At 73.2% G+C, this 16,198-nt stretch carries 18 protein-coding genes; 8 read left to right on the top strand and 10 right to left on the bottom strand.

Annotated elements, in window-relative coordinates:
- Positions 1–300: 300 nt before the first annotated feature.
- Entirely contained in the window at positions 301–1,191 is an 891-nt protein-coding gene (locus tag HYE82_RS03910; protein WP_179172494.1) for an NAD(P)-dependent oxidoreductase, read from the bottom strand.
- Positions 1,192–1,287: 96 nt separating this feature from the next.
- Here HYE82_RS03910 and HYE82_RS03905 point away from each other — a divergent pair, with 96 nt between their 5' ends.
- Positions 1,288–1,632: a helix-turn-helix domain-containing protein gene (locus HYE82_RS03905; protein ID WP_179172493.1), complete on the top strand. Its 345-nt coding sequence runs from the start codon at positions 1,288–1,290 to the stop codon at positions 1,630–1,632.
- Positions 1,633–1,788: 156 nt separating this feature from the next.
- Here the strand turns inward: HYE82_RS03905 and HYE82_RS03900 are convergent, their stop codons facing one another.
- Positions 1,789–2,514: a hypothetical protein gene (locus HYE82_RS03900; RefSeq protein ID WP_179172492.1), complete on the bottom strand. Its 726-nt coding sequence runs from the start codon at positions 2,512–2,514 to the stop codon at positions 1,789–1,791.
- 123 nt (positions 2,515–2,637) lie between these two features.
- On the opposite strand from HYE82_RS03900, the gene HYE82_RS03895 reads away from it, so the two are divergent.
- The 3 genes from HYE82_RS03895 to HYE82_RS03885 all read left to right on the top strand — a co-directional run bounded on the left by HYE82_RS03895 (position 2,638) and on the right by HYE82_RS03885 (position 5,460).
- Positions 2,638–3,282 (top strand): DUF1707 and DUF4190 domain-containing protein, encoded by a 645-nt coding sequence (locus HYE82_RS03895; protein ID WP_256986900.1) that lies wholly within the window; start codon positions 2,638–2,640, stop codon positions 3,280–3,282.
- A gap of 347 nt (positions 3,283–3,629) precedes the next feature.
- Complete coding sequence (locus HYE82_RS03890; protein ID WP_179172491.1) at positions 3,630–3,839, top strand: hypothetical protein; 210 nt, start codon at positions 3,630–3,632, stop codon at positions 3,837–3,839.
- A gap of 13 nt (positions 3,840–3,852) precedes the next feature.
- Positions 3,853–5,460, top strand: coding sequence for a DUF2142 domain-containing protein (locus HYE82_RS03885; protein WP_179172490.1), 1,608 nt, complete (start codon positions 3,853–3,855; stop codon positions 5,458–5,460).
- Positions 5,461–5,598: 138 nt separating this feature from the next.
- Here HYE82_RS03885 and HYE82_RS03880 read toward each other — a convergent pair whose 3' ends face one another.
- Both HYE82_RS03880 and HYE82_RS03875 read right to left on the bottom strand, forming a co-directional pair.
- Positions 5,599–6,312, bottom strand: coding sequence for a carbon-nitrogen hydrolase family protein (locus HYE82_RS03880; protein WP_179172489.1), 714 nt, complete (start codon positions 6,310–6,312; stop codon positions 5,599–5,601).
- A gap of 109 nt (positions 6,313–6,421) precedes the next feature.
- Positions 6,422–7,318, bottom strand: coding sequence for an SGNH/GDSL hydrolase family protein (locus HYE82_RS03875; RefSeq protein WP_179172488.1), 897 nt, complete (start codon positions 7,316–7,318; stop codon positions 6,422–6,424).
- Between the two features lie 248 nt (positions 7,319–7,566).
- Between HYE82_RS03875 and HYE82_RS03870 the strand changes: the two genes are divergently transcribed.
- Positions 7,567–8,061: a DUF3145 domain-containing protein gene (locus tag HYE82_RS03870; protein WP_179172487.1), complete on the top strand. Its 495-nt coding sequence runs from the start codon at positions 7,567–7,569 to the stop codon at positions 8,059–8,061.
- Between the two features lie 136 nt (positions 8,062–8,197).
- Here the strand turns inward: HYE82_RS03870 and fabF are convergent, their stop codons facing one another.
- The 5 genes from fabF to HYE82_RS03845 all read right to left on the bottom strand — a co-directional run bounded on the left by fabF (position 8,198) and on the right by HYE82_RS03845 (position 13,085).
- Positions 8,198–9,463 (bottom strand): beta-ketoacyl-ACP synthase II, encoded by a 1,266-nt coding sequence (fabF, locus tag HYE82_RS03865; RefSeq protein ID WP_179172486.1) that lies wholly within the window; start codon positions 9,461–9,463, stop codon positions 8,198–8,200.
- Between the two features lie 79 nt (positions 9,464–9,542).
- Positions 9,543–9,791 (bottom strand): acyl carrier protein, encoded by a 249-nt coding sequence (locus HYE82_RS03860; protein ID WP_179172485.1) that lies wholly within the window; start codon positions 9,789–9,791, stop codon positions 9,543–9,545.
- A 57-nt stretch (positions 9,792–9,848) separates the two neighbouring features.
- Entirely contained in the window at positions 9,849–10,853 is a 1,005-nt protein-coding gene (locus HYE82_RS03855) for a ketoacyl-ACP synthase III (protein WP_179172484.1), read from the bottom strand.
- Positions 10,854–10,872: 19 nt separating this feature from the next.
- The gene (locus tag HYE82_RS03850) at positions 10,873–11,790 is read right to left on the bottom strand and encodes an ACP S-malonyltransferase (protein ID WP_179172483.1); all 918 of its coding nucleotides are present in this window, start codon (positions 11,788–11,790) and stop codon (positions 10,873–10,875) included.
- 89 nt (positions 11,791–11,879) lie between these two features.
- Complete coding sequence (locus HYE82_RS03845; RefSeq protein WP_179172482.1) at positions 11,880–13,085, bottom strand: helix-turn-helix domain-containing protein; 1,206 nt, start codon at positions 13,083–13,085, stop codon at positions 11,880–11,882.
- Between the two features lie 69 nt (positions 13,086–13,154).
- Between HYE82_RS03845 and HYE82_RS03840 the strand changes: the two genes are divergently transcribed.
- A complete protein-coding gene (locus HYE82_RS03840) occupies positions 13,155–13,808 on the top strand; it encodes a pirin family protein (RefSeq protein WP_179172481.1) in 654 nt (217 codons plus the stop codon).
- A gap of 46 nt (positions 13,809–13,854) precedes the next feature.
- On the opposite strand, the gene HYE82_RS03835 is transcribed toward HYE82_RS03840, so the two are convergent.
- Complete coding sequence (locus HYE82_RS03835) at positions 13,855–14,682, bottom strand: serine hydrolase (protein WP_179172513.1); 828 nt, start codon at positions 14,680–14,682, stop codon at positions 13,855–13,857.
- A gap of 70 nt (positions 14,683–14,752) precedes the next feature.
- Between HYE82_RS03835 and HYE82_RS03830 the strand changes: the two genes are divergently transcribed.
- Complete coding sequence (locus tag HYE82_RS03830) at positions 14,753–15,139, top strand: MerR family transcriptional regulator (RefSeq protein ID WP_256986899.1); 387 nt, start codon at positions 14,753–14,755, stop codon at positions 15,137–15,139.
- The gene (locus HYE82_RS03825) at positions 15,136–16,152 is read left to right on the top strand and encodes an aldo/keto reductase (protein ID WP_309144189.1); all 1,017 of its coding nucleotides are present in this window, start codon (positions 15,136–15,138) and stop codon (positions 16,150–16,152) included. The genes HYE82_RS03830 and HYE82_RS03825 overlap by 4 nt, the downstream gene beginning before the upstream one ends.
- Positions 16,153–16,198: the final 46 nt, after the last annotated feature.

Below are 16,198 nucleotides of genomic sequence, written 5' to 3'. Positions count from 1 at the left end.
CACCTGCGGGGCGAGGACGAGGACCGGGCCGGCGAGGGCGAGGACTCCCCGGGCCAGGACCGGCCCCAGGGCCACGGCCATGGCCCGTACCCGGGCGGGCAGCCGGCGCAGGGCGCCCCGCACCCGCCGCAGTACCCCGCCGAGGCACAGCCGCAGGCCCCGTACCCGGGGCAGCAGCCCGCGCAGTACCCGCAGGCCCGGCAGTCGCCCCCGTACCCGGCGGGCGGTTCCGGTCCCGCCTCGGGGCCGGCCGGCGGCTTCGGGACGCCGCCGAACCCGTACGCCTCCTGATCCGGTGGCCTACCGCCGCAGCAGGGTGATCGCGCCCGCCGTGTCCTCCCCGGCGTGCGCGGTCCGGTCGGCGGCCAGGCGGCGCCGCATCAGCTCGAAGTAGGGGTTGATCAGCTCGGTGCTGACCCCCTGCTCCTCCGCGGTGCGCAGCAGCGTCCCGCTCGCCGTCACCTGCATGGCGAGGTTGGACACCACCCCGGTGGTGAAGTCGCCCGAGGTCAGCCGCTCGGCCGCGTTGCCCACGAAGAAGCCCATCGCGCCCAGCCACTCCGACAGCAGCGGGGCCAGGTCCTTCGGGGCGATGTCCTCGCCCTCGATGAGCGCGAAGGCGTGTGAGATGCCGGCGAACAGCCCGTACATCCCGCTGAGCAACGCCACGTCGTGCAGGGCGGCGTGGCCCGCGTCCTCGCCGACGTACCGGGCCGGAGCCGGGACCTCCAGCACGGCCCGGTGGGTGTCGAACAGGGCCCTGGAGCCGCTGTAGAAGACGTAGCCGCCGGCCTCGGGAACACCGATCATCACCGGGGTGGCCATGATCCCGGCGTCCAGGAAGCGGGCGCCGCGGGCCTCCGCCCAGGCCGCGCGGGCCCGGCCCTCGGCCGGGGTGCCGGTGGTGAGGTTGACCAGGTCCTTGCCGGTCAGGTCGGCGTCCCCCAGGGCCGAGCCGACACTGGCGTCGTCCAGCAGGCAGACGACGACGAGGTCGTTCGCGGCCACCGCCTCGGCGGGGCTCGCGGCGACGCGGGCGCCTTCGGCGGCGAGGGCCTCGGCCTTGGCGGCGGTGCGGTTCCAGACGGTCAGGGAGTGCCCGGCGGCGAGCCAGGTGCGGGCCAGGGCGGTGCCCATGTCGCCGAGGCCGAGCAGGGTGAGGGAGCGCTGTGCAACGTTCTTGTCGGTCATGGCATTCAGACTGGTGCCGGGCCGAAAGGTACTCAAGTACGTACTTTGGAGTGGGTGGTTACTTCAAAGTGAGTGAGCAGGCGGGGAGGGTGTGCGATGGGTGTGGGGCGGAGGCCCGGGGCGGACCACTGCGGTGTGGCCGCGGCGATGTCCGTGATCGACGGCAAGTGGAAGGTGTCGCTCCTGTGGGAGCTGGACCAGCGGCCGCGCCGCTTCGGCGAGCTGCGGCGGCTGGTCCCGGGGGTGTCGGAGAAGGTGCTCGCCGCCCAGCTGCGCGAGTTGGAGACGGACGGCCTGGTGCACCGCGAGGTCTACGCCGAGGTCCCGCCGCGCGTGGAGTACTCCCTGACCCCGCTGGGCCACGACCTGAACGCGGCCCTGGAACCCCTGGGGAAGTGGGGGAGCAGACACCTCCTCCCGGACGGGGCGGCGTCCGCCTGAGCGCTCCGCCGGAAGTCCGGTCGTGAAACGGCGGGCCGGTGGGTGATGGTCGCGCGGTACGGCGCCCCGGCCGGGGCGCGGTACGGCGCACCGGACAGGGCGCCGTACGGCGCACCGGACAGGGCGCGGTATCGCGCCGGACTTCACCGATCCCGCTCAGCGGGCCGGGCGGGGCTCCACCCACAGGGCCTCGCCGACGGCGCACAGCTCTCCCTCGGCCGTGGCCAGCGCCGTGCCCGCGCGGTACTTTCGGCCCTCGCCGCCGAGCAGCCAGGAGTACGACACCAGGCCCGCGCCGACCGGGACCGGCCGCAGCAGCTGCCCGGTCAGGGCGGCCGTGACCGCGCCGGCCCGCCGGTCGTCGAGGAGGCGGCCCACCGCGTTGCCCGGGCAGTCCAGCGCACCCCACACCAGCTCGGTCGGCAGCAGCCCGCCGGGGCCGGCGAGCGCGGGCCCCGGGGTCCAGGCGGTGGCGACCAGGGCCGTGCCGGGCACCCGGCCGCAGTGCAGGCGCAGGCCGGTGTCCGGGGTGCGGTCCAGGCCGCAGCCGAAGCAGTCGACCGACCCGTCGGGCGGGGCCGCCCTGTAGGCCTCGGCAGCGGCCAGGGCCTGCTCCCAGGACGGGGCAGCCGGGACCTCGACCGTCGGCTCGGCCGGGGTCGCCGCCGCCAGCAGGTCCGTGCCGTCGGTCAGCTCGGCTCCGCCGCCGGCGGTCGGGACGAGCCGGACCGGGGCGTCGGTGGGCACGGGCCGGCGGAAGTCCACCCGTACGGTCTTCGCGGCCGTGTGCGCGGCCAGCACCCCGGCGACGTACCCGCCGAAGGCGACTCCGGGGTATCCGCAGAGGAGGCCGGGAACCGTGATCGTCTCGAAGTCGGTCATGGGCGACACCTCATCACACGCGCCGGTCCGGCGGCAGAGCGGCAACCTTTGCCGCAGCGCGTTCGTCCTCCATTCTTGGACGGACGCGCGCACGGACGTGTGCAGGGTTTCGGAGGTGGCGGGATGGCTCAGCAGCCGTGGGGGCAGCAGTACCCGGTCCACCCGCCCGGGTCCCCGTACGGCGCGCTGCCCCCGCAGCCGGGGCAGGCCTGGCCGTCCGCGCAGGTTCCGCCGTCCGCGATGCGCGCCTCGCACACCGACCGCGACCGCACGGTGGACGTCCTCAAGGCCGCGTACGCGGAGGGTCGGCTCTCCCGCGAGGAGTACGGGCAGCGCTTCGACGCGGCCTCGCAGGCGCAGACGTACGGCCAGCTCGCGCAGCTGGTGGCCGATCTGCCGGCCGGGCCGATGGCGGTCCCCTACGGTGCCGCGGTGACGGCGGGGCCGGCCTTCGCCGGACACGCGGCGCCGGTCCCCATGCCCATGCCCATGCCCATGCCCATGCCCATGCCCGGGCCGATGCCCGGGCCGGTGCGGCGGGTCAACGGGATGGCGATCGCGTCACTCGTTCTGGGTGTGCTGTGTCTGCCGACCCTCGGGATGGCCGCCCCCGGTGCCGTGATCACCGGCCACATCGCCAAGGCGCAGATCCGCGCCCGCGGCGAGGAGGGTGACAGCCCGGCGACGCTCGGCCTGGCGCTCGGTTGGCTGGCGATGGGCGGCTGGACCCTGCTCTTCGTACTGGCGGGCTTCGGCGCGCTCGGCTGAGCCACCAAGCGGAACCGTTGCCTCCGCGCCCGCCGCCCCTTTGACGTGGCCCGATAATATGCCCGGCAGCGAAAATCTGTACGCCTGGCAGTGAAGGCCGGAACCGCCCGCACCCCTCACCCTCGATCCACCGCCCGCCCAGGGGCGCCGGACCGGCGGGCGCGGACGCCCGGCCGAGACGTGCTGCCCAACGACGCCCGGCCGCCCGGCCGGGCACCGACCAGCAGTAGGGACACCGTCAGTGACACTCAGCACCGAGGCGTCGGCGGACGCGCGCCCCGACACCCCGAGCAGACCGGCCGCCGGGCACCCCCCGGCAAGCTCCGGCTTCCCCGGCCGGGAGGGGGGTGATCGGGACGCTGTGTGCGCTCCTGCTGCTCGGTACGGTCTCCTCGTCGATGTCCGACCGCTTGATGCCCGCACAGGACGGCACGTACCGGATCCTGCCGTGGGTGTCGCACACCATCCGGATGCAGGACGGGAAGTGCCCGAAGTTCGCGCCCGAGGGCCGGTGCTCCAAGGACGGCGACCAGGGCTGGCTGAGCTACATCCGATGACCAGAGGGAACCGATGATCTCCGCACTGAAACGGGCGGCCGACCGGTCGGCCCGGACCCCCAAGCGGCTCTGGGCCACGGCCTTCGCACTGTTCTTCGCCCTGTCGGCCTCCTGGTCGGTGGCCACCCCGCTCGGCGGCTCCCCCGACGAGCACGCGCACTTCATCCGCGCCGCGGCTGTCGCCCGGGGCCAGATCAACGGCCCCGAGGTGATGGTCCCGCACGTGGTGGCGGGCATCGAGGGGAAGTTCGCCGAGACGGGGGTCAGGCTCCCGCAGTGGTACACGGAGCTGCCGTCGCAGCACGACTGCTACGCCTGGAGCCAGCGCACGCCCGCGTCCTGCGCGCCGGCCATCGGGGGCTCGGAGAAGACCGCCCAGGCCACGACCGCCGCTGGCCGCTACCACCCGGCCTACTACCTGGCCACGGGCTGGCCGAGCCTGTTGGTGAAGGGGCCCAACGGGCTGTACCTGATGCGGCTGGTGTCGGCGGCCCTCTGCTCCGCGCTGCTGGCCGGTGCCGTGGTCACCGCCGCGGAGTGGCGGCGCCGCTCGGTGGCGCTGCTCGGCGTGTTCGCCGCCGCCACGCCCATGGCGCTGTACATGGGGGGCATGGTCAATCCGAGCGGCGGTGAGATCGCCGCCGGGGTCCTGGTGTGGACGGCCCTGCTCTCGATCGTGATGGCCTCCGACGGGCAGCTGCTGAACCGGCGGCTCGCCCGGGTCGGCATCGGCGGCCTGGTGCTGATCGACATCCGTCCGCTCGGCCTGATCTGGTTCGCCGGCGCGGTCTTCTTCGCGCTGCTCCTGCAGCGGCGGGGCGTCCTCGGCCAGGTGCTGCGCAGCAAGGCGCTGTGGGTGTGGACGGCGCTGCTCGGCGCAGCCACCGCCGGTGCCCTGCTCTGGGCGGGCGCCCACCCGGACAACTCGGTGATCAACACGCCCAAGACGCTGACCATGAAGGAGGCCGCGCGGCAGACCTTCGGCAACACCGAGACGTACGTCCAGCAGATGCTCGGCTACTTCGGCTGGCTGGACACCCCGGCGCCGGCCCTCACCTGGCTGGTGTGGCTGGGCGTGCTCGCGGTGGTGACCATGCTGGGGCTCGTCTACGGGCGGGGACGCGAGGTGGTGGCGCTGCTCGGCATGCTCCTGGCGATCGTGGTGGTGCCGGTGGTGGCGCAGACGCTCCAGGCGGAGAAGCTCGGCATGGTGTGGCAAGGCCGCTACCTGCTGCCCTTCGCCGTGGGCCTGCCGCTCATGGCCGTGATGACCGCTGCGAGCCGGTCCCCCGAGGGGCCCGCAGGGGGCTTCCCCTGGCGCAGGCTGACCGGCTTCGCGGTGGCCGGGCTGGCGCTCGCCCACGTGGCCGCGTTCTTCTGGACGCTGCGGCGCTTCGCGGTCGGCACGTCCGGCCCCTGGGTGCCGTTCGCGGCGCACTGGGCGCCGCCGGGCGGCTGGGTGCTGTGGACCGCGGTGTACACCTTCGCGGCGTTCGCGCTGGTGCTGCCGGCGCTGGCAAGGGACCGGGAGTCCGATGGGCCGGGAGGCCGCCCGGCGGAACAGGACGAGCCCGTCGCCAGTGCGTGGCAGCACGGTCCGCGGGTCCCGGCGGCCCGCTGACCCGGCTGACCGGCTGAACGGCGGGCCGCTGACCGGCTGACCGCTGACCGGCTGACCGGCGGCCTGCTGACCGCCCGACCGTCTGACCGGCGGCCCGCTGACCGCCCGACCGCCTGACCCGGGGCTCCGGAGGGCCGGTCAGGCGGTGATCTCGGCCGTCACCACCATCGGCGTGCGGTCGTCCGCCTCGGCGAGCAGGGCGCCGCCGGGGGCCCACACCGCGGACCGCCCGCAGCCGGTCCACGGGCCGGCCGGGCCCACGTGGTTGGCGAGGACCACGTACAGGCCGTGCTCCTCCGCCAGCCCGGGGTGGACCGCGGCCCGCTCCTCGATCCCGCCGTTCGTCCCGTACAGGGAGGAGGCGAGGTGGACGCGGCAGCCGGCCGCCGCGCCGCGCCCGGCGAGATCGGGGAAGTGGTTGTCGAAGCAGATGCCGAGCGAGAAGCGGATCCCGCCGAGCTCGAAGTGCCCGTCGCGGCCGCCCGGTGTGAAGGTGTCCCGCTCCTGCCGGTACAGGTGCTGCTTGGCGTACGTGGTGACGTGCCCGCCGTCCGCCCCGTAGACCAGCGTCGCGATGGCGGGCCGCGGGCCGCCGGTGCACAGCGCTGCGTTGACGGCGACGGCGGTGCCGACGGACCGGAGCGGGTCGAGCCGGGGGTCGTCCGGGCCGGCGATCCACAGGCCCGGGTCGGCGGCCAGGGCGGCCGGCTCGTAGCCGGTGAGTGCGAGCTCCGGGAACACCACGAGCCCGGCGCCCGTGTCCCGGGCCTCGGCGGCGAGGGCCGCGGCCCGCGCGGTGTTGCCGGGCACGTCGGCGGGTATGCAGGTCAGCTGCGCTGCGGCGATCTTCATGCGCCCAGGATGCCGGACCGCCGCCGACGGGTGGCCGGAAAGCGCCCTCGGAACCGGCCCGGTGACGGGGGCGGTGGCGGGACCGGAGGCGGGGCCTGGGTGGGTGGCGTCAGCGCGGCGGCTCGGCGGCGGTCACCTGGCGGTGCGCGAGCTCGGCGAGCCGCGCCTGCCCGTTCTTGCCCGGGTGGAACCAGTCCCAGTGGCTCAACTGCTCGGCGCCGAAGGGGTACTGGAACACCGCGCCGCCGTCGTAGCGGCACAGCGCGTCCTTCGCGCAGACCTCGCGGAGCACCTCGTTGTACTCGACCACCCGCGCCCGCACCTGCTCGCGCCGGGCCGTTGCCGTCGCCGCGGACGACAGCGGATCCGCGAGCATCGACTGGCAGATGCCCAGCTTCCACACCTGGCGCACCATCGGGCTGTCCTTGCCCTGCTGCCACAACCGCTGCAGGTCGGGCACGCTGGAGACGTACACCTGGGAGGCGGGCGAGGCCGCCCGCAGCACGCCGAGCGCCTTCTCGAAGCCCGCCCGGAACTCGGCCACCGGGGTCATCGACGCGGTCGACGGGCGGCATGCGTCGTTCGAACCGACCATCACCGTGACCAGGTCGGGCTTGTGTCCGGAGGCCGAGGCCAGCTGTCCTTCCAGGTCCGCCATCCGCGAGCCGGTGACCGCGTAGTTCCAGCTGCGCGCCGCCACCTGCGCGTCGCCGAGCAGTCGGGCGGCCAGCGAGTGGACCGCCGGATCGCTCCCGGTGGCCCAGGAGACCTCGGGGCAGTCGGCCAGGACCGAACAGGCATCGAAACCACGGGTGATGGAGTCTCCGACCGCGGCGATCGACGCGGGCGCGGTGTTCCAGCGCGGCCCGGCCTGCGCGCCCCGCTCCCCCTCCTCGGGCGCGGCGGACGCCTGACACCCGGTCAGCGCCCCTGCCAGCAGGGCCACGGCCGCGCCCGCGCCCGCGAGTGTGCGTCGCGTGCGGTGTCCGGGAACGGTGGTGCGCATCGGGTGGTCCCCTCCTTGTCGCCCCGCGTCCTCAGGGGCGTCCTGCTGAGTGAAAGCTCTGGTTTTGGCGGCCTCGGACCGACCGTACGACACACCATGACCCCTGCCGCACGGTAGCTTTTTCCCGTGGCGTTTCGGCCGCAGGTCCCGCAGCGCGATGTCAAATTATTTCCGTTACATTACGTCACGTCATATTCTGTCCGTTTTCTGTAGTTTATTCCCGACCTCGTCCCACACTGGAGGTCCCGGTGACGACACGTGGAGTTCTGTACGTGCATTCCGCACCGCGCGCGCTCTGCCCGCACGTGGAATGGGCTGTTGCGGGCGTGCTCGGGGTGCGGGTGAACCTCGACTGGATCCGGCAGCCCGCCTCTCCGGGCACCTGGAGAGCCGAGTTCTCCTGGCAGGCCGAGGCGGGCACCGCGTCGAAACTCGCCTCCGCGCTGCGCGGCTGGCACCTGCTGCGCTTCGAGGTGACCGCGGAACCCTGCGCCACCGCCGAGGGCGAGCGCTACAGCTCCACACCGGAGCTCGGCATCTTCCACGCCGTCACCGGCCTGCACGGCGACATCCTGATCCCCGAGGACCGGCTGCGGGCCGCCCTCGCCCGCTCCGCACGCGGCGAGACCGACCTGGAAGCGGAGATCTCCCGGCTGCTCGGCAAGCCCTGGGACGACGAACTGGAGCCCTTCCGCTACGCCGGCGAGGGCGCCCCCGTGCGCTGGCTCCACCAGGTGGTCTAGCCGGGTCCCGCCGCCCTGACCGGGCGCGGGGGAATGCGAAGAGGCCCACCCGGGGAATCCCGGGTGGGGCCTCATGCGCACGGGGCGCGGCGTCCGTGGCTGCGGCGCGGAGCGGCGAACGCCCGCCCCCTCGGCCTCAGACGCTGCGGAACCCCAGCGTGACGTTGTGGCCGCCGAAGCCGAACGAGTTGTTGATCGCGGCGATCGGGCCCTCGGCAGGCAGCTTGCGGGGCTCGCCGCGGACGATGTCCGCGGTGATGTCCTCGTCCAGCTCGTCGATGTTGATGGTCGGCGGGGCCGTCCGGTGGTAGATGGCCAGCACGGTCGCGACGGTCTCGATACCGCCGGCGCCGCCCAGCAGGTGGCCGGTCATCGACTTGGTGGCGGAGATCGCGACGTGGTCGAGGTCGTCGCCCAGGACCTTGCGCAGGGCCTTCACCTCGGCCGTGTCGCCCTGCGGGGTCGACGTGGCGTGTGCGTTCACGTGGACCAGCTCGGCCGGGTTCAGGCCCGTGTTGTCGAGCAGGTTCTGCACGGCGGCGGCGACACCGCGGCCGGTCGGCTCCGGCTGTGCGATGTGATGGCTGTCCGCGGACAGGCCCTGGCCCAGCACCTCGCAGTAGACGCGGGCGCCGCGCGCGGCGGCGTGCTCCGCGGACTCCAGCACCACGACGCCCGCGCCCTCGCCGAGGACGAAGCCGTCACGGCCCTTGTCGTACGGGCGCGAGGCCGACTCGGGGTTCTCGTTGTTCTTGGACATCGCCATCATGTTGGCGAACGCGGCGATCGGCAGGGGGTGGATGGCCGCCTCGGTGCCGCCCGCGACGACCACGTCGGCGCGGCCGGTGCGGATCATCTCGACGGCGTAGCCGATGGCCTCGGCGCCGGAGGCGCAGGCGCTGACCGGGGTGTGCACGCCCGCCTGGGCGTTGACCTCCAGACCGACGTTGGCCGACGGGCCGTTCGGCATGAGCATGGGGACGGTGTGCGGGGAGACCCGGCGCACACCCTTTTCCTTCAGTACGTCGTACTGGTCGAGCAGAGTGGTGACACCGCCGATGCCGGAGGCGATCACGGTGCCCAGGCGCTCCGGCGCGACGGACGCGTCCTCGCCCGCCGGGGCTTTGTAGCCGGCGTCGGCCCAGGCCTCGCGGGCCGCGATGACGGCGAACTGGGCCGAGCGGTCCAGCTTGCGTGCCAGGGGCTTCGGGAGGACCTCGCTCGGGTCGACGGCGACCGGGGCGGCAATGCGGACCGGGAGTTCGGCGAAGCGCTCGCCCTCCAGGGGCTTGACACCGGACCGGCCGGCGAGCAGACCTTCCCAGGTCGAAGCGCTGTCGCCACCCAGCGGAGTGGTTGCGCCGATACCGGTGACGACCACGGTGCGATTGGTCGGGCTCACAGGAATTCTTTCTCCACGTCTCAGGGGGTGCTGAATTGTCACGGCGCCACCGCCGGGTGGCGACAAACGCTCGTCAGGCTCAGGCCTGGTGCTTCAGGATGTAGTCGGCGGCGTCACCGACGGTCCGGAGGCCCTTGACGTCCTCGTCCGGGATCTTGACGTCGAAGCGCTCTTCGGCGGCGACGACGACCTCGACCATGGAAAGGGAGTCGACGTCCAGGTCGTCGGTGAACGACTTGTCGGCCTCGACGTCCTCGACCGGGATACCGGCGATCTCGTTGACGATCTCCGCCAGACCCTCGATGATCTCTTCCTGCGTGGCGGCCATGTGGCGCTCCTTCTGTAGCTGACTGCGGTGAAACAGACCCGGATGTGGTTCCGGGCCCTAGGGGAGGGTAACGACCGTCGCGGCGTAGACGAGCCCCGCCCCGAAGCCGATGACGAGCGCGGTGTCGCCGCTCTTCGCCGCTCCGGTCGCCAGGAGCCGCTCCATTGCGAGCGGGATCGAGGCGGCCGAGGTGTTGCCGGTGGTCTCCACGTCACGGGCGACCGTGACGTGCTCCGGCAGTTTGAGGGTCTTCACCATCGAGTCGATGATCCGCATGTTGGCCTGGTGCGGAATGAAGACGTCCAGGTCGTCCGCGGTGATCCCCGCGGCGTCGAGCGCCTGCTGGGCCACCTTGGCCATCTCGAAGACGGCCCAGCGGAACACCGCCTGGCCCTCCTGCGTGATGGCCGGGAACTTCTCGCCGGCGTGCTTGCCGAGGTACTCGTCCCACGGAACGGTCTGCTTGATCGTCCCGGACTTGTCGCCTTCCGAGCCCCACACCGTGGGGCCTATGGCCGGCACGTCCGAGGGGCCGACGACCACGGCGCCGGCGCCGTCACCGAACAGGAAGGCCGTAGCGCGGTCCTCCAGGTCGGTCAGGTCCGACAGCCGCTCCACGCCGATGACGAGCACGTACCGGGCCGAGCCCTCGATGACGAGGCCCTTGGCGAGGGTCAGGCCGTAGCCGAAGCCGGCGCAGCCCGCGGAGATGTCGAACGCGGCCGGCTTGACCGCGCCGATCCGGTGCGCGATCTCGGTCGCGACCGCCGGGGTCTGCCGGAAGTGCGAGACCGTCGAGACGATCACGGCACCGATCTGCTCGGGGGAGATCCCGGCATCGGCCAGCGCCTTGCCGGAGGCCTCCACCGACATCGCGGCGACGGTCTCCTCGGCCGAGGCCCAGTGCCGGCTCGCGATGCCCGAGCGGGAGCGGATCCACTCGTCCGAGGAGTCGATCTTCTCCAGGATGACGTCGTTGGGAACCACCCGGGTCGGACGGTAGCCGCCGACGCCGAGGATGCGGGCGTACGGGGAGCCCTGGGCAGGCTTGATCTTCGACATGCTGTGGGGGCTCCTTCTCTCAGGCCGAGTGCTCGGCGATGAGCGCCGTGGCCTTCTCGAGATCGTCCGGGGTCTTCAGGGCCACGTTCGGCACGCCCTTGAGGGCGCGCTTGGCCAGACCCGTCAGCGTGCCGCCCGGGCTGAGCTCGACGAGCCCGGTGACGCCGAGGTCGGCGAACGTCTCCATGCACAGGTCCCAGCGGACCGGGTTCGCGACCTGGCCCACCAGGCGGGCGACGACGTCGGCGCCCGAGGTGACGACCAGGCCGTCCTTGTTCGAGACGTACTTCAGCTCCGGGTCGGCCGGGGCGAGGGCCTTGGCGGCCTCGTCCAGCGTCGCGACCGCGGGAGCCATGTGGTGCGTGTGGAAGGCGCCCGCGACCTGCAGCGCGACGACCTTCATGGCGCCCTCGGGCTTCTCGGCGACCAGGGCCTCGACCTGCTCCTTGGTGCCCGCGGCCACGATCTGGCCCGCGCCGTTGATGTTGGCGGGGGTCAGGCCCAGCTTCTCCAGGTGCGCGACGACCACGTCGCGGTCACCGCCCAGCACCGCGGCCATGCCGGTCTCGGTGACGGCGGCGGCCTCGGCCATCGCCAGCCCCCGGGTCCGTACGAAAGACAGCGCGTCGGCGTCGGAGAGCACACCCGCGTACGCAGCGGCGGTGATCTCGCCGACACTGTGGCCCGCCACGGCACCGAAGGCCGTACGCGAGCCCAGCTCCGAAGCGGCGAGCAGGCCGGCGGCGACCAGCAGCGGCTGGGCCACGGCCGTGTCGCGGATCTCGTCCGCGTCCGCCTTCGTGCCGTAGTGGGCGAGATCGAGCCCGATGGCGTCCGACCATGCCGCGACGCGGTCGGCGGCGCCGGGCAGTTCGAGCCAGGGGGTCAGGAAGCCGGGCGTCTGTGCGCCTTGGCCGGGAGCGACGAGTACGAGCACCCTCACACTCTCTCTTGTCGAGGGTCCCAGCCGCCCGTGGGGACAGGGACCAAGAACCGTCAGGCTAATTGTTGAAGTCCGACAAAAGTCTAGAGCTGCTGATCATTGTCAGCCAGACGCCCGAGGATCAGGGCGATCCGCAGCGTAAACGCCGAGCGGACATCGGACGGCGACCAGCCGGTGACGTCGGTCACACGTCGGAGCCGGTAGCGCACCGTGTTCGGGTGCACGAACAGCATCCGCGCCGCGCCCTCCAGGCTGCTCGCCTGCTCCAGGTAGACACTCAGCGTCTCCAGCAGCGCCGACCCCGCCTCCTCCAGCGGTCTGTAGATCTCCTCCACCAACTGCTCCCGGGCGGAGGGGTCCGAGGCGATCGCGCGCTCCGGCAGGAGATCGTCCGCGAGTACCGGCCGGGGGGCGTCCTGCCACGCCGAGCAGGCCTTCAGGCCGGCTGCCGCCGCCTGCGCCGACTTCGTCGCGTTCAGCAGGTCCGCGACCACCGGGCCCGCGACGACCGGGCCCGCCGCGAACGGCCCGATCAGCGACTTCGCCACCTGCAGCGGGTTGTCGCTGCCGCCCGCGATCACCACCAGGCGGTCGCCGAGCACCCCCGTCAGCACCTGCAGCTTGTGGTGCCGGGCCGCCCGCCGGATCGCCTCGACCGTCAGCTCGCTGTCGCCCTCCGGCGCGGTGCCGAGCACCACGCACACGTGCTCCGGCGAGTTCCAGCCCAGGGCCGCGGCCCGCGACAGCGCGCCCTCGTCGGCCTCCCCGGACAGCACCGCGTTCACCACCAGGGACTCCAGCCGGGCGTCCCACGCCCCGCGCGCCTCGGCGGCCTGCGCGTACACCTGGGCCGTCGCGAACGCGATCTCCCGGGCGTACACCAGCAGCGCCTCCCGCAGGATCGACTCGTCGCCCGGGGCCGCCACCTCCTCGATCGCGGCCTCCATGACCTCGATCGTGGTGCGGACCATCTCGACCGTCTGGCGCAGCGTGATCGCCCGGGTCAGCTCGCGCGGAGCCGTCCCGAACACGTCGGTGGAGATCGCCTGCGGGGTCTCGGGGTGCCGGAACCACTCGGTGAACGCGGCGATGCCGGCCTGGGCGACCAGGCCGATCCAGGACCGGTTCTCCGGGGGCATCGCCCGGTACCACGGCAGGGACTCGTCCATGCGCGCGATCGCGTTCGCGGCGAGCCGGCCGGAGGACTTCTCCAGCCGGCGCAGCGTCGCGGCATGCGGATGGGCGGCAGCGGGATGCGCGGGGGAATGCTCACGTTCGGGTTGGGGCACGGGACAAGACTGCCTTATCGGGACGGCGGCGCGGAGTGCGGCCTCACACCCAAGGTCTACCGTGGGCCCATGATTGATGTACGCCGCGGTGCCGACCGGTACCCGGGCGGGGACCCCGACGCGGGGATCACCACCCGGCACGCCTTCTCCTTCGGCAGCTTCTACGACCCGGACAACCTGCGCTTCGGCCCGATCCTGGCCTGCAACGAGGAGGCCCTCGCTCCGGGCGCCGGCTTCGACGAGCACCCCCACAGCCACACCGAGATCGTCACCTGGGTCATCGAGGGTGAGCTGACGCACAAGGGCAGCAACGGCGAGGAGGCCGTGCTCCGCCACGGCGACGTGCAGCACCTCAGCGCCGGATCCGGAGCCCGGCACATCGAGCGCAACGAGGGCGCGGAGCCGCTGCGCTTCGTGCAGACCTGGCTCGCGCCGCCGGCCCCCGGCGGTGAGCCCGCGTACCGGCTGGTGCGCGGCCTCCCCGACGGCACCCCGTACGAGGTCCCCGCGGCCGGTGCCGTCCTGCACGTCCGGCGGCCGGGCGCGGGCGAGCGCGTCGCCGTCCCCGCCGCGGAGCGGGTCTACCTGCACGTGGTGCGCGGCGACCTGCGGCTGGACGGGGTGGAGCTCGGGCCCGGGGACTCGGCCCGGATCACCGGCGAGCAGAACCTGCAGGCCGTCGCGGGGTCCCCGGGGGAGCTGCTGATCTGGGAGCTTCCGTAGGGCTTCCGCAGTCCTGCGGCAGTCCTGGGGAAGCCCTGCGGCCCGTTCAGCGGTAGAGCGGGCCGGAGAGCTCGGCGAGGACCCCGTCCGTGAAGGCAGGCCAGGCCTCCACGGCCCACGGCCCGAAGGCGCGGTCCGTCAGCACGACGCACGCGGCGCGCACGGCGGGATCCACCCACAGGAAGGTGCCGGCCTGGCCGAAGTGGCCGAAGGTGCCCGGCGAGGAGGAGGCGCCCGTCCAGTGCGGGCTCTTGGTGCCGCGGATCTCCACGCCGAGCCCGAAGTCGTTCGGGGACTGGTGCCCGTACCCGGGGAGCACGCCCTTGAGGCCCGGGTGGACCACGGCGGTGGCCTCCGCGACCGTGCGCGGGTCGAGCAGGCGGGGGGCCTGCAGCTCGGCGGCGAAGCGGACCAGGTCCGACACGGTGGAGACGCCGTCCTTGGCGGGCGAGCCCTCCAGGGTGGTCGAGGCCATGCCGAGCGGCTCGAACACCGCCTGGTGCACGTACTCGGCGAAGGGGATGCCGGTGGCCTTGGCGATGTGGTCGCCGAGCACCTCGAAGCCGGCGTTCGAGTACAGCCGCCGTGTCCCGGGCGGGGCCATGACCCGGTGCTCGTCGAAGGCCAGGCCACTGGTGTGCGCCAGCAGGTGACGCACCGTCGCACCCTCGGGGCCCGCGGGCTCGTCCAGCTCTACGGCGCCCTCCTCGTACGCGACGAGTGCGGCGTACGCCGCGAGCGGCTTGGTCACCGAGGCCAGTGCGAACCGGTGGCCGAGGGGCCCGTGGGAGCCCGCCAGGCTCCCGTCCGCCTTGACGACGGCCGCTGCGGCGGTCGGTACGGGCCAGGTGTCGACGGCCCGCAGGCTGTCCATGGTTTCCACGCTCTCCATGCCGCCGAGCCTACTTGCTTGGAGTGCACTCAAGGGTTCTAGCGTGGGCGCCATGAGCCTGACAGGGACGCAGACGCGGTACACGATCAGCGAGGTCGAGGCCCTGACCGGCCTGAGCCAGCACACCCTGCGCTGGTACGAGCGGATCGGCCTGATGCCGCACGTGGACCGGTCCCACTCGGGGCAGCGGCGCTTCAGCGACGCCGACCTGCGGTGGCTGTCGTTCGTGGGCAAGCTGCGTGCCACCGGCATGTCGGTGGCCGACATGGTCACGTACGCCGAACTGCTCCGCGAGGGCGAGCACACCGTCGACCGGCGGCGCGAGTTGCTGGAGCGGACCCGGAACGAGGTGCGGGCGCGGATCGCGGAACTGAGCGATGCACTCGCCGTACTGGACTTCAAGATCGACATTTACACGGGGAAGGCGGCACGCGAGTGACGCAGAACACCATCATCGGGCAGGCCGAACTCGGCAAGGGCGGCCCGCGGGTCGGCATCCAGGGCCTCGGCTGCATGGGCATGAGCGAGTTCTACGGGGAGACGGACGAGGCGGCCGCCCGCGCGACGCTCCGGGCGGCGCTCGACGCCGGGGTCACCCTGTTCGACACCGCGGACGTCTACGGGCGGGGCCGCAACGAGGAGTTCCTCGCACCGTTCGTCGCCGCGCACCGCGAGGAGATCACCCTCGCCACCAAGTTCGGCATCGAGCGCACCGACGACCTGCACCACCGCGGCATACGCAACGACCGCGCGTACATCCGCAGGGCGGCGGAGGACAGCCTCCGGCGGCTCGGGACCGAGGTGATCGACCTGTACTACATGCACCGCCACGACCCGTCGGTCCCGCTGGCCGAGTCCGTGGGCGCCATGGCAGAGCTGGTGCAGGAGGGCAAGGTGCGCCACCTGGGGCTCAGCGAGGTCACCGGGGCGGAGCTCCGGGAGGCGCACGCGGTGCACCCGATCGCGGCCCTGCAGTCGGAGTGGTCCCTGTTCAGCCGGGACGTGGAGTGCAGCGCGGTCGGTGCGGCGGCCGAGCTCGGCGTGGCCTTCGTGCCGTACTCCCCGCTCGGCCGCGGCTTCCTGACCGGCGCCTTCGCGGACGCCGCGGAGCTGTCGGAAGGGGACTTCCGCGCCTTCCAGCCGCGGTTCACCGGTGACAACGCCAAGGCCAACGCGGCGCTGCTGGAGCCGGTGCGGCAGGTCGCGCGCGCTCACGGGGCCACCCCGGCGCAGATCGCGCTGGCCTGGGTGCAGCATCGGGCGCAGGTGCACGGGCTGACGGTGGTCCCGATCCCGGGCACCCGCAGGCCGGAGCGGCTCGCGGAGAACACCGCCGCGACCCGGATCACGCTGGCGGAGCCGGAGCTGGCCCTGCTGGAGCCGATCGCCGGGCAGGTCGCGGGCGACCGCTACCCGGACATGACCTTCACCTCGGCGGCCCGCGAGGCGTAGGCCCGACGCGGGGCCGGAACCGGGGCAGGCGCAACCGGGGCACGCG

Origin of the sequence: Streptomyces sp. BR123, from assembly GCF_013401435.1 — a bacterium.
Lineage (GTDB): Bacteria > Actinomycetota > Actinomycetes > Streptomycetales > Streptomycetaceae > Streptomyces.
This window is presented reverse-complemented; position numbering and strand designations above follow the sequence as displayed.

Bases quoted from the DNA above. Each gene is read 5' to 3' on its own strand.
- HYE82_RS03910 (WP_179172494.1), bottom strand. From the start codon at position 1,191: ATGACCGACAAGAACGTTGCACAGCGCTCCCTCACCCTGCTCGGCCTC.
- HYE82_RS03905 (WP_179172493.1), top strand. From the start codon at position 1,288: ATGGGTGTGGGGCGGAGGCCCGGGGCGGACCACTGCGGTGTGGCCGCG.
- HYE82_RS03900 (WP_179172492.1), bottom strand. From the start codon at position 2,514: ATGACCGACTTCGAGACGATCACGGTTCCCGGCCTCCTCTGCGGATAC.
- HYE82_RS03895 (WP_256986900.1), top strand. From the start codon at position 2,638: ATGGCTCAGCAGCCGTGGGGGCAGCAGTACCCGGTCCACCCGCCCGGG.
- HYE82_RS03885 (WP_179172490.1), top strand. From the start codon at position 3,853: ATGATCTCCGCACTGAAACGGGCGGCCGACCGGTCGGCCCGGACCCCC.
- HYE82_RS03880 (WP_179172489.1), bottom strand. From the start codon at position 6,312: ATGAAGATCGCCGCAGCGCAGCTGACCTGCATACCCGCCGACGTGCCC.
- HYE82_RS03875 (WP_179172488.1), bottom strand. From the start codon at position 7,318: ATGCGCACCACCGTTCCCGGACACCGCACGCGACGCACACTCGCGGGC.
- HYE82_RS03860 (WP_179172485.1), bottom strand. From the start codon at position 9,791: ATGGCCGCCACGCAGGAAGAGATCATCGAGGGTCTGGCGGAGATCGTC.
- HYE82_RS03855 (WP_179172484.1), bottom strand. From the start codon at position 10,853: ATGTCGAAGATCAAGCCTGCCCAGGGCTCCCCGTACGCCCGCATCCTC.
- HYE82_RS03840 (WP_179172481.1), top strand. From the start codon at position 13,155: ATGATTGATGTACGCCGCGGTGCCGACCGGTACCCGGGCGGGGACCCC.
- HYE82_RS03835 (WP_179172513.1), bottom strand. From the start codon at position 14,682: ATGGACAGCCTGCGGGCCGTCGACACCTGGCCCGTACCGACCGCCGCA.
- HYE82_RS03830 (WP_256986899.1), top strand. From the start codon at position 14,753: ATGAGCCTGACAGGGACGCAGACGCGGTACACGATCAGCGAGGTCGAG.